This is a genomic window from Providencia sp. TYF-12 (assembly GCF_041344805.1).
In the GTDB taxonomy this organism is placed as follows: Bacteria; Pseudomonadota; Gammaproteobacteria; order Enterobacterales; family Enterobacteriaceae; genus Providencia; species Providencia huashanensis.
Map to the genome: position 1 here is coordinate 1,906,669 of NZ_CP166833.1, position 12,083 is coordinate 1,918,751.

At 40.5% G+C, this 12,083-nt stretch carries 9 protein-coding genes; 7 read left to right on the plus strand and 2 right to left on the minus strand.

Going from position 1 to position 12,083, the window contains the following annotated elements; all coding sequences use genetic code 11:
• Nucleotides 1–319 precede the first annotated feature (319 nt).
• Entirely contained in the window at nucleotides 320–1,639 is a 1,320-nt protein-coding gene (gene fadL, locus ABE954_RS08525; protein WP_042844549.1) for a long-chain fatty acid transporter FadL, read from the minus strand.
• A 352-nt stretch (nucleotides 1,640–1,991) separates the two neighbouring features.
• On the opposite strand from fadL, the gene ABE954_RS08530 reads away from it, so the two are divergent.
• The 4 genes from ABE954_RS08530 to sixA all read left to right on the plus strand — a co-directional run bounded on the left by ABE954_RS08530 (nucleotide 1,992) and on the right by sixA (nucleotide 7,016).
• Nucleotides 1,992–2,288, plus strand: a complete 297-nt coding sequence (locus ABE954_RS08530; protein WP_080750863.1) for a YfcZ/YiiS family protein — start codon at nucleotides 1,992–1,994, stop codon at nucleotides 2,286–2,288.
• 268 nt (nucleotides 2,289–2,556) lie between these two features.
• Nucleotides 2,557–3,876: an acetyl-CoA C-acyltransferase FadI gene (gene fadI, locus ABE954_RS08535; RefSeq protein ID WP_042844547.1), complete on the plus strand. Its 1,320-nt coding sequence runs from the start codon at nucleotides 2,557–2,559 to the stop codon at nucleotides 3,874–3,876.
• Nucleotides 3,876–6,065, plus strand: coding sequence for a fatty acid oxidation complex subunit alpha FadJ (gene fadJ / locus ABE954_RS08540; RefSeq protein WP_371025852.1), 2,190 nt, complete (start codon nucleotides 3,876–3,878; stop codon nucleotides 6,063–6,065). Before fadI ends, fadJ begins: the two co-directional genes overlap by 1 nt.
• 468 nt (nucleotides 6,066–6,533) lie before the next feature.
• Complete coding sequence (gene sixA / locus ABE954_RS08545; RefSeq protein WP_042844543.1) at nucleotides 6,534–7,016, plus strand: phosphohistidine phosphatase SixA; 483 nt, start codon at nucleotides 6,534–6,536, stop codon at nucleotides 7,014–7,016.
• A gap of 16 nt (nucleotides 7,017–7,032) precedes the next feature.
• Here sixA and smrB read toward each other — a convergent pair whose 3' ends face one another.
• A complete protein-coding gene (gene smrB / locus ABE954_RS08550; RefSeq protein ID WP_166687199.1) occupies nucleotides 7,033–7,575 on the minus strand; it encodes an endonuclease SmrB in 543 nt (180 codons plus the stop codon).
• 224 nt (nucleotides 7,576–7,799) lie between these two features.
• Here smrB and hutI point away from each other — a divergent pair, with 224 nt between their 5' ends.
• The 3 genes from hutI to hutU all read left to right on the plus strand — a co-directional run bounded on the left by hutI (nucleotide 7,800) and on the right by hutU (nucleotide 12,079).
• Complete coding sequence (gene hutI, locus ABE954_RS08555; protein WP_166687198.1) at nucleotides 7,800–9,038, plus strand: imidazolonepropionase; 1,239 nt, start codon at nucleotides 7,800–7,802, stop codon at nucleotides 9,036–9,038.
• Nucleotides 9,039–9,341: 303 nt separating this feature from the next.
• Complete coding sequence (hutC, locus tag ABE954_RS08560) at nucleotides 9,342–10,073, plus strand: histidine utilization repressor (protein ID WP_370661201.1); 732 nt, start codon at nucleotides 9,342–9,344, stop codon at nucleotides 10,071–10,073.
• A 326-nt stretch (nucleotides 10,074–10,399) separates the two neighbouring features.
• Nucleotides 10,400–12,079 (plus strand): urocanate hydratase, encoded by a 1,680-nt coding sequence (hutU, locus tag ABE954_RS08565; protein ID WP_042844536.1) that lies wholly within the window; start codon nucleotides 10,400–10,402, stop codon nucleotides 12,077–12,079.
• Nucleotides 12,080–12,083 lie beyond the last annotated feature (4 nt).

Below are 12,083 nucleotides of genomic sequence, written 5' to 3' on the forward strand. Positions count from 1 at the left end.
TAATACAGTTTGATGAAACAGCTCATATTTTGTGTGTATGAGTAAGTATAAGATACATACTTAAGTTGTGCTTGCAAATAAGAACATTCAGAGAGTAACTGTTAATTTTATGATATATAAAGCGATTTATCTTAAACTTGTAAAGTTTTGAAAGCTAATTGTAGATGACGAAATGAATAGAATGAAACTAACCTATTTAACAATTAATTTACATGTAATGACAGCTGAGGTCAAGATGAAATTTTAATTAGGGAGTGAAGGTGTGGGAGGTAAGTGAGTATCAGGGATGTTTCCGCTGATACTCACTAAAATTAATAAATTAGAAAGCGTAGTTAAAGTTTACACCATATAACCAAGCGGAACCTTCAGATTTGAAGTTATAAACAGGGGAACCAGGTCGTTCCAGCAATTTTTCACTGATATTGACTTTCTTACCATGCATATAAGAAATCCCCACATCGACAGAGGCATTTTCATTGAATGCATAAGTTGTACCAGCACTTAACCAGTAGCGGTCTTGGTCTGGGATAGAAATTGAACGGTATTCTGAACGTACAGGTGTCTGGTCATAGGCGATACCGGTACGGAATGTCCAGTTATCATCATAGAAATAAGTAGTACCTAATGCTAAACGCCATGCATCTTTAAAATGCTCTGGTTTATGGAATAACTCTCTACCATCACTTTTTTGGTAGGCGGTTAATTCTTTAAATTCACTCCAGCCTGTATAAGCTACACTATAGTGTAGAGCCCATTTAGGTGCGACTTTGTGGTAACCTGAGAATTCCCAAACGTCAGGTAGATTAAGGTCTAATTTACCTTTAACTTTTTCGCCGCCCGTACCGTATAGGTCTGGTATTCCTTTAGGAATATCATTTGAGAATTTTCCATCTTCAAACTTAACTTTAACTTTAGAACGGTAGCTTAAACTTAAGCGGTTATCATCATTAATTTCGTATAAGATACCCGCATTCCAACCATAACCCCAATCATCACCTGTCAATTTTGCCATAGTGGTGCTGCCAGGAAAGGCCGGTAATTGCCCTTGACTAATAATTGGTGCTAGAGCACCTAAATCACCCGCATGCCGAGTGATTTCTGCATCAGCATAGACTGCATTAACACCTAAGCCAAAACTGAAATTGTTATTAACACGGTATGCGCCACTTAAATTTAAGTTAACAGTTTTTAGATCTGTTTTACCGCCAATAGGGCCCGCAGCATAGTTTTTATTAAAATCAGTTGCTAAACCAAAGTTAGTGGTCATTGAAGTCCCAACTGCCCATTTATCATTAACTGGAAAAATAAAGTGAGCATTCGGTACAACAGCACTTGGTGCGATATCGTTTGCTGTCGTATTGCTACCCAATGGTGAGCCGCCTTTACCTTTAATATCAACACTTGGGTCAATATATACAGCACCGACAGACAGAGAAGGGCGATCAAACAACATCATGGCTGCAGGGTTACGGCTTCCCTCACTTGCGTTGTCGCCCATTGCACCAGCCCCAGAAAACGCGCGCCCCAGTGCAGATGTGGAATATTCATTAAGCAAAAAACCAGCTGCACCTGCGTTGGAGGAGACGATTGCCACTGCTATTGCTAAAGCTGATCTAGAAAACAGGTTTTTCTGGCTCATGACCAAAACCCTCTTATGTTTTATTTGAATAAAGCGACTTCTATCGCAAGAAGCGCAGAATTGTAGGGTCCCTTGCCGCTATGACAAATCAGACCAGTTACTAGAGTATAGGTCTGACCACCTGATATGTTGCAAGCTTGTTTTGTGTTTATTTCGATTCCGTTTGCAAAAATGCGACACATTTAACAAAATGGCAACATAAAATGACCAATTAAGAGTAATAAACAAGCAAGCGCGGGGTAAGATCAAACTTATGTTTAATTTTTAGTGATATATTTTGATACACACTAGTTTTTAGCACTTTTTAAGCGTTATGATAGCAACTTAACAGTTTGTTTATTTGGAGAGTAAAATGACTGATGCGATTAACCGTTGTAGCGCGGATGAGACAGCAGCATGCTGTTGTGTGGATGTAGGAACAGTGTTAGATAACAAAGACTGTACCGCATCGTATCAGCATGTTTTCGCCACACAGGGAGAAGCGGAGTCCATGTTGAAAACACTCACAGACAAAGCAAAATCTGTTGAGTCAGACCCTTGTGTTATTACCCATTCTATCAATGCGGTAGAGGGTGGCGTTGAATTGAATGCTGAATTTACTTTTAGTTGCGAAGCAGAAAGTCTGATTTTTCAGTTAGGCCTTCGTTAATCAAACGTTTGAATCTATCCTAATTGACCTTTTATCACCAAGAATATAGCCTTTAGGCAGATTCAGTGTGGTAAAAGGTTTATCTTGTCTTTTTTTATCACATCTTTTCCATCCTATTTTTACTCTAAGTTGCGTGTTTGCTCGCATTTTTTATCAATAGCCATTGATAAATGTGAATATTATGTTAACAATCATTACAGGTCAGACCTCTTTGGGTCGGTAGTGAATAATCTAACTATATTTCATTTTGCTTTTAGCAGGAGCGACCATGAATCAACATTCCCACCATGGTGAAAAAACATATCCAACAAAAGAAAGGATCGCCATTGTGAGTGGTTTACGCTTACCATTTGCAAAGCAGTCTACCGCATATCAAGGGATTGCAGCTGTTGACTTAGGCAAAGCGGTTGTTGCCGAGTTATTAGCGCGTAGTGACTTAGATAAAAACCTAATTGAACAACTTGTTTTTGGGCAAGTTGTTCAAATGCCAGAAGCCCCTAATATTGCGAGGGAAATAGTCCTTGGAACGGGAATGAGTGTCTCAACAGATGCTTATAGTGTATCTCGTGCCTGCGCAACAAGCTTTCAAGCGATCGTTAATGTAGCTCAAAGTATGATGGTAGGGGATATCTCTGTTGGGGTTGCTGGTGGTGCTGACTCATCCTCTGTTCTTCCTATCGGGGTATCGAAAAAATTAGCAGCGACCTTATTAGCATTAAGCAAAGCTAAATCTGTTGGGCAAAAACTGTCACTAATAGCAAAATTACGCTTAAAAGACCTACTGCCTGTTGCGCCGGGGGTTGCAGAGTACTCCACAGGGCTTCGCATGGGGGATACTGCTGAACAAATGGCTAAAAGCTATCATATCAGTCGGGAACAACAGGATGAACTTGCGCATCGTTCGCATTTATTAGCGGCAAAAGCATGGGAAAATGGTGCTTTAAATGATGAGGTTATGACGGCATATATGCCGCCTTTTAAACAAGCCTACTCACAAGATAATAATGTTCGCGCTAATTCAGTTCTATCATCATACGCTAAGCTAAAACCTGCGTTTGACCGTAAGCATGGCAGTGTCACTGCGGCTAATAGTACACCACTGACTGATGGTGCAGCAGCAGTATTAATGATGACAGAGTCACGAGCAAAAGCACTAGGTTACACCCCTTTAGGTTACATTCGCAGTTATGCCTTTGCTGCAATTGATGTATGGGAAGACATGCTATTAGGCCCATCTTATGCCACACCCATTGCATTGAAACGGGCGGGGCTGTCTTTACAAGATTTATCTTTGATTGATATGCATGAAGCTTTTGCTGCACAAACGCTGGCGAATATACAAATGTTTGGTAGCCGTAAGTTTGCACAAGAAAAACTAGCAATGAGCAATGCAATTGGTGAAATTGATATGGATAAATTTAATGTGTTGGGCGGCTCTATTGCTTATGGGCATCCTTTTGCGGCAACAGGGGCGCGGATGGTTACGCAAACTTTAAATGAGCTGCGTAGACGGGGTGGTGGTTTTGGGTTGACCACTGCATGTGCGGCTGGTGGTTTAGGTACTGCAATGATCTTAGAGGTGGAATAATGACACAAAATTCTACTACTGAATTGGCGATAGGGGCTATTCAACCCGCGTTTAAATTAGAAATTTACAATGAAAATGTTGGGGTTATTTTCATTGATGTGCCTGAAGAAAAGGTCAATACATTAAAAGCTGAATTTGCTGAACAATTCCTTGCCATTTTACAAAAAGCACAATCCACTTCGGGGTTAAAAGGTTTAGTCATTACCTCAGGGAAAAAAGACAATTTTATTGCTGGTGCGGACATCAGCATGATTGCGAATTGTGAAACTAAAGCGCAAGCAAGCGAGTTGTCAAAGGAAGGCCATACATTATTTGATAAAATTGATAATTACCCTTTACCTATTATTGCCGCTATTCATGGTGCATGTTTAGGTGGTGGGTTAGAGCTTGCATTGGCTTGCCATGCTAGGGTTTGTTCGAATGATAGTAAAACCAAGCTAGGGGTGCCTGAAGTACAATTAGGGCTATTGCCTGGCTCAGGTGGAACCCAACGATTACCTCGGTTAATCGGTATCCCACATGCTTTGGATTTAATGCTAACAGGTCGGCAATTAGGTGCAAAACAAGCACTAAAAATGGGGTTAGTGGATGACGTTGTGCCGCAATCCATATTGTTAGATGTCGCGGTTAACATGGTTAAAAAAGGGGGCATTAAACGTCCTGCTATTCATTGGCAACAACGGTTATTAAGCAGCCGATTACTGCGTAATAAAGTGTTTCAAAATGCCAAGCAAAAAGTATTAAGTAAAACAAAAGGCCATTATCCTGCACCTGAAAAAATAATTCATGTTGTGAAAACAGGGATGAATAAAGGCTTGAAAGCTGGGTATGCAGAAGAGGCGAAAGCTTTCGGCGAACTGGTGATGACACCAGAGTCGGCTGCATTGCGTAGTTTATTTTTTGCCGTCACTTCATTGAAAAATGAATCCGGTGCACAAGCCAACCCATTGCCAATTAATAAAGTGGGGGTATTGGGTGGTGGCCTCATGGGGGGAGGGATAGCTTACGTTAGTGCATTTCAGGGGAAATTACCTGTCCGTATTAAAGATATTTCAGAGAAAGGTGTTGCCCAAGCACTACGTTATAGCTGGGATCTACTCACTCAGAGGGTAGTTAAGCGGCGGTTATTAGCACGAGAACGAGCGGCTGTAATGGCTAAAATATCAGGGACGTTAAGTTATCAAGGGCTTGAAAACTCAGATATCATTATTGAAGCTGTTTTCGAAGATTTAGCATTAAAGCGAAAAATGGTTACTGATGTTGAGAAAATGTCGGCCAAACAAACAATTTTTGCATCTAATACATCATCATTACCTATTCATCAAATTGCGGCTAATGCAGCACACCCTGAAAAGGTTATTGGTTTACATTATTTTAGCCCAGTCGATAAAATGCCGCTGGTGGAAGTGATCCCTCACCAGCAGACGGATGAAACAACCATAGCGACAGTGGTTGCCTTTGCGAAACGCCAAGGTAAAACGGCGATTGTTGTCGGGGACGATGCCGGTTTTTATGTGAACCGGATTTTAGCGCCTTATTTATGTGAGGCAGCTCAATGTCTTGTTGAAGGTGAGTCTATTGAACAAATCGACCGCGCTTTGGTTGAGTTCGGTTTCCCTTTGGGGCCTTTTAATTTGCTGGATGAGGTCGGTATTGATGTCGGAACCAAAATTTTACCTATTTTAGTCGAGCGCTTTGGTGAGCGTTTTAATGCACCTGATTTACTTGATAAAGTTGTCAAAGACGGGCGTAAAGGTAAGAAAAACAGCAAAGGGTTTTATGAATACGGTCATCCTTCAAGCAAACTGTTGTTTTGGAAAAAAAACAGCAAACGGCAAGTGGATAAAACCATTTATTCACTAATAGGGGTAACGCCAAACAGCCGATTGAGTAAAGCGGATATTGCACAGCGTTGTGTTATGATGATGCTCAATGAGGCGGCCCGTTGCTTAGATGAAAATATCATTCGAAATGCACGTGACGGTGATGTAGGGGCTGTATTTGGTATTGGTTTCCCACCTTTTTTTGGTGGCCCATTTAGGTATATGGATAGCTTAGGTATCGCTAAAACGGTAGAAACATTACGTTCTCTCGCCGCGCGTCATGGTGAGAAGTTTCAACCTTGTGAGCTATTGTGTGAAATGGCTGAAAAAAACCATACTTTTTTCTCAGTTAACACTGACAAGTAGCTTCGCTTACATGATGGGATAACGATTACTGAATTATGGTTTTCCCCGTGGTGTAAAAATATTTTAAAAATTAATAAGATAATAATATAAACCTGATACTAATACGTTTTGCTTGGTGTCAGGTTTTTTATTATGCGTGTCATACCCTTTATTTTCCAATGGGCTTTATCGCAAAAGTTAGGCTAAAAGAGGCAAGTTTATTTTTGGGGCATAAGGTGAGAGGTGTTAATTACCTAATGGGCGGTAGAGATAGTATAAGGTGATTTATAACCGATTGTTTTTAAGATATAACTTTTTTTATGCATATTTTTCAGATAAAACATCAACAAAAATCTACCCAAATCATTTTCTTTGCTGGCCATTTCATGCAGAATCACACTTTACCCCAACTGATGGTTATTTTTACAACAATTACCTTAACAAAAAGAATAGTCACTTTAATTAAGTAGGCTACTCAGATGGTGGATTATGCAAGTTTATATTATGCGTCATGGCGATGCAGCGATACAGGCAGCAAGCGACGCTGCTCGCCCATTAACACAAAAGGGAAAAGATGAGTCAGTTTTAATGGCTCAGTGGTTACAAAATCAAGGGGTCAAAATTGATTGTGTATTGGTGAGCCCTTATTTAAGGGCTGAGCAAACACGTGAAGTGGTTAGCCAACATCTTAACATACCAAGCAAATTTGAAGTGTTAGAGCAATTGACACCAGGAGGGAATGCCGTTTTTGTTGCTGATCATATCCGTGACCTTGCGGTGATCGGTGCCAATGCTATATTAGTTGTTTCTCATTTGCCATTGGTGGGTTATTTGGTGTCTGAATTGTGCCCACACAAAGAACCACCAATGTTTACCACATCAACTATTGCTTGTATTGAAATTGATGTGGCACACCAGAAAAGCCACGTTGAATGGATGTTGAGCCCATCGCAATTATTATTTGCAAAGTAAAATATAATATGAGCGCTTAACGACGAGCGCTCTCCATCGTTTCTATAAGTAATAATAGAGCAGCATTTCCCCCCCATTCTTTAGGGGCTTGGTGAAAAGCAATAATATCAGGGTGCTGTGCAAGCCATAATGGTGTTTGTTGTTTTAAAACGTGTTTCCCATGACCATGCATGATACAAGCACAATAAACATTTTCACGTTTACAGGCGGCAATCAAAGCGCCAATTTCTTGTTTCGCTTCCATTTGTGTTAGGCCATGCAAGTCTAAAAATAATTCAGGGACGTAGTCACCACGCCGCAATTTTTTTAGTTCATAAGGGTTAGAATCTGGCCTTAAATAACGGGTTGGGCCTTCCTCTTGTAGCTGAGGCTGAAATTCATCCGAAAAATAAAATGAAGCATCAACTTGCTCTTGGATAACCTTCTTACTTGAGGGTTGGGTTACTTTTGCTCGAATAGGCGCGTGTAGGACTTGGTCCTGATGAATTTTTTTTGCGCCATTAATGGCTTCTTTAAAGAGACGAATATCTTCATCTTCAAGTCCAAATTTGTTTTTCATAATTTTAATAACATTTTGGCGATTAATCTTTCTGGTCGTTAGTGTAACCCATTTTTTCGGTCAATGGAGACAATTGCAAATTATTGGTGTTATGTAACAAATTTATAACCTTTTATCGAGTAAGCATTGACAACAGGGGGGTAGCTAGTCTAATTGTATATACATATATATACTTTCATTAATGAAATGAATAAAACCGACGTTGGCAACAATAGGAAAAGCTAATGGTATTTAAAACTCTCCCGCACGATATAGTTTGGCGTAATGGCCGCATTGCAACAATGAGTACAGGATCAGCAGCACCGTATGGGCTAGTCGAAAATCATGATTTAATTGTTCGTGATAAGCAAATTATTGCCATTGTCCCTACTAAAGATACTGAAATTAACGACTGCCAAATTATTGATGTTAAGGGTAGGTTAATTACCCCTGGTTTAATTGATTGCCACACTCATTTAGTTTTTGGTGGTGACCGTGCCGCGGAATGGGAACAAAGAATGAATGGCGTTTCCTATGAAACCATTAGTGCTCAAGGAGGTGGAATAAACTCCACTGTCCGTGAGACACGAAAAATGAGTGAGGACGCGTTGTTTTGCCGTGCTAAACCGAGGCTCGAAGCATTAATTCGCGAGGGTGTGACGGCAATTGAAATGAAGTCAGGCTATGGCCTTGATTATGAAAATGAAGAGAAACAATTAAAAGTTGCTAAGCGCTTAGCCGCGGAATATCCAATTTCAGTGAGTTCAACATTGTTATCTGCACATACTGTGCCTGAAGAATACAAAGGCCAGTCTGATCAGTACATTGAATTAATTTGTCAAAAAATCATGCCCGAGCTGTGGAAAAAAGGTCTATTTGATGCCGTTGATGTATTCTGTGAAAGCGTTGGTTTTTCTCTTAAGCAAAGTGAAAAGTTATTTGCCGCCGCTCAGCAGTTGGGTATCCCAGTAAAAGGCCATGTTGAACAACTATCAAATTTAGGTGGCAGCGAATTGGTTGCTCGCTACCATGGTCTATCTGTTGATCATATTGAATATTTAGATCTTGAAGGAATACGTGCGCTAAAAGCGAGCGGGACAGTTGCAGTATTATTGCCAGGTGCTTTTTATTTTCTAAGAGAAACTAAACTGCCACCTATTGAATTATTACGCGAACACCAAGTTCCGATGGCTGTTTCAACCGATTTTAACCCAGGAACAAGCCCATTTGCATCATTACGTATGATTATGAATATGGCGGCTGTGTTATTTAAGTTAACACCAGAAGAAATTTGGGCAGGCGTGACCCGCCATGCTGCAAAAGCGTTAGGGCGAGAAGATACTCATGGGCAATTAGCGCCGGGGTTTATTGCCAATTTTGTGGTGTGGAATGCGCAAGAACCTGTGGAAATGATATATGAGCAAGGCAGTAACCCCTTGTATTTACGAGTATATGAAGGGGAAATTACCCACCGTAATCCATAATCTTGGTCAGTATTAATATAAAAAATCATTTAAATTGAGCTAATAATAGCCATAATTAATAATATATTGGTTGCTGTATGTAATGTATGTATTCATTATGTATAGCAACTCTATGATTATTTTTGTTTGTTGTTATTAAAATCTCATCGCGTATTTATACCGTTAATGGGGTATTAAATGTGATGCTTTTATTCACGACTGTCAGGATAAAAAATGCCCGATAGTACTAAGCTAAAGTTACATTTTGTGACGTAAAATAGCCTATACATCCTTCAGATTTTAATGATTAAATTGGAAAACACTGTGACAGCCAATAAAAAAGATAAATCAGGAACGCCAGTTCCCTTATATTTGCAAGTTAAGCAGTCTATTATTGAGAAAATTCACACTGCACAATGGCAGGCAAATGACCGTATTCCATCTGAAGCTGAGCTAGTCTCCCAATTTCAATGTAGCCGAATGACAGCAAACCGTGCTGTCCGTGAATTAACAGCTGAAGGGTTATTAGTTCGCTTGCAAGGCGTTGGGACTTTTGTTGCAGAGCCTAAGGGGCAATCCGCATTATTCGAAATACACAGCATAGAAGCGGAGATCCTTGCGAGGGATCATAAATATAGTTGCCGTATAATTAAGCTTGAAGAAATACAAGCGTCATCAGCATTGGCGAGTGAACTTAATATTAGTCTAGGAGCCCCTGTTTTTCATTCTATCATTGTACATTTAGAAAATGATGTCCCTGTTCAAATCGAAGATAGGTATGTTAATGCTCTAGCGGCGCCTGATTACTTACAGCAAAACTTTTTATCTATTACTCCCCATGATTATTTATCTCAGGTCGCACCATTGACCCAAGGTGAGCACATTGTGGAAGCGATCGAGGCAGATGAACGGGCTGCAAGGTTATTGCAAATTAATGTAGGTGCATCCTGCTTGCTGATTACTCGTCGTACTTGGTCTCAGTCATTTATAGTCACCAGTACAAAATTATTGTTCCCCGGTCATCGTTATAAACTCAAAGGCAGTTTTTCCTCTTAGTTTTTATTAAAAAATAGGCGGGGTTGTATTAATACAAATTTCCGCTTTGCGCCTTACACACTCTCTCCATCACGTTTTTTTTGTTTTTTCATGTAAAATTATTGTGAATTTAATGTGATCTCACAGGCAAATTTAGAATAAAAAAGTATAGAACAATAAATACATAAGATAATTATCTTGTTGTTTTTTAATGAAAACCCTCTTTTTTATATAAAAATAATTTAATTTTTATGTTAAAAAATTGATTGATCGTACATGTATATACAACTATATCTATAGAAAGATAGAGTGAGTATCCAATGAATCGATAAATAGAGGGTATACAAGTGACAGCACTTAATAATAAATATAGAAATATCGAAATTAGGGCGCCGCGTGGTAATTCATTGAGTGCAAAAAGCTGGCTGACGGAAGCGCCACTACGTATGTTAATGAATAACCTTGACCCCGATGTTGCAGAAAATCCCCATGAATTAGTTGTATATGGTGGTATTGGTCGTGCGGCACGTAATTGGCAATGTTATGACCAAATCATTGAATCTTTGAAACAACTCGAAAACGATGAAACTTTACTTGTTCAGTCCGGTAAACCTGTCGGGGTGTTTAAAACTCACGCTAATGCTCCACGCGTTTTAATTGCTAATTCGAATCTTGTGCCTCATTGGGCCAATTGGGAGCATTTCAACGAACTGGATGCCAAAGGTTTGGCGATGTATGGGCAAATGACCGCAGGAAGTTGGATTTATATCGGCAGCCAAGGGATTGTCCAAGGTACTTATGAAACATTCGTTGAAGCTGCTCGTCAGCATTTTAATGGTGACTTAACTGGTCGTTGGGTATTAACGGCGGGGTTAGGTGGAATGGGGGGCGCTCAGCCATTAGCCGCAACACTTGCAGGGGCTTGTTCACTGAATATTGAATGTCAACAAAGCCGCATTGATTTTCGCCTAAGAACGCATTATGTCGACGAACAAGCCACTGATCTCGATGATGCATTAGCACGTCTTAAAAAATACACCTCAGAAGGCAAAGCCATTTCTATTGCACTGTGTGCAAATGCTGCTGAAATTTTACCTGAATTAGTTAAACGTGGTGTGAAGCCAGACATGGTTACCGACCAAACCAGTGCCCATGACCCACTCAATGGTTATTTACCCATTGGCATGAGTTGGGAAAAATACCGAGAACTCAGTGTCAAAGAGCCACAAGCCACTGCCTTAGCGGCAAAGAAATCCATGGCAGAACACGTTAAAGCCATGTTGGCATTCAAGAAACAAGGTATACCCACATTTGATTATGGCAATAATATTCGCCAAATGGCGCTGGAAATGGGGGTGAAAGATGCCTTTGATTTCCCTGGTTTTGTTCCTGCCTATATTCGCCCTCTATTTTGTCGTGGCGTTGGCCCATTCCGTTGGGTTGCGTTATCAGGAGATCCCGAAGATATCTACAAAACTGATGCTAAAGTTAAACAATTATTACCTGATGATAAGCACTTACATCGTTGGTTGGATATGGCACGTGAGCGGATCAGCTTTCAAGGGTTACCGGCGCGTATTTGTTGGGTTGGTTTAGGGGACAGAGCTAAATTAGGCTTAGCCTTTAATGAGATGGTCAGAAGTGGTGAGGTTTCCGCCCCAATTGTTATTGGTCGTGATCATTTAGATTCTGGCTCAGTTGCTAGCCCAAACCGTGAAACAGAAGCGATGAAAGACGGCTCTGATGCGGTATCAGATTGGCCGCTACTCAATGCTTTATTAAATACAGCCAGTGGCGCGACATGGGTTTCTTTGCATCATGGCGGTGGTGTGGGAATGGGGTTCTCACAACATTCGGGAGTGGTGATTGTTTGTGATGGAACCGACGAAGCGGCTGAGCGTATTGCTCGAGTACTGCACAATGACCCCGCAACAGGGGTGATGCGCCATGCTGACGCAGGGTATGACATCGCGATTGCTTGTGCAGAAGAAAAAAATCTCAATTTACCTATGATTAAAACACGTTAAGGAG

What these genes read in the sequence shown, in the direction of transcription:
- fadL (WP_042844549.1), bottom strand. Translation starts at nt 1,639, where the DNA reads ATGAGCCAGAAAAACCTGTTTTCTAGATCAGCTTTAGCAATAGCAGTG.
- ABE954_RS08530 (WP_080750863.1), top strand. Translation starts at nt 1,992, where the DNA reads ATGACTGATGCGATTAACCGTTGTAGCGCGGATGAGACAGCAGCATGC.
- fadI (WP_042844547.1), top strand. Translation starts at nt 2,557, where the DNA reads ATGAATCAACATTCCCACCATGGTGAAAAAACATATCCAACAAAAGAA.
- fadJ (WP_371025852.1), top strand. Translation starts at nt 3,876, where the DNA reads ATGACACAAAATTCTACTACTGAATTGGCGATAGGGGCTATTCAACCC.
- sixA (WP_042844543.1), top strand. Translation starts at nt 6,534, where the DNA reads ATGCAAGTTTATATTATGCGTCATGGCGATGCAGCGATACAGGCAGCA.
- smrB (WP_166687199.1), bottom strand. Translation starts at nt 7,575, where the DNA reads ATGAAAAACAAATTTGGACTTGAAGATGAAGATATTCGTCTCTTTAAA.
- hutI (WP_166687198.1), top strand. Translation starts at nt 7,800, where the DNA reads ATGGTATTTAAAACTCTCCCGCACGATATAGTTTGGCGTAATGGCCGC.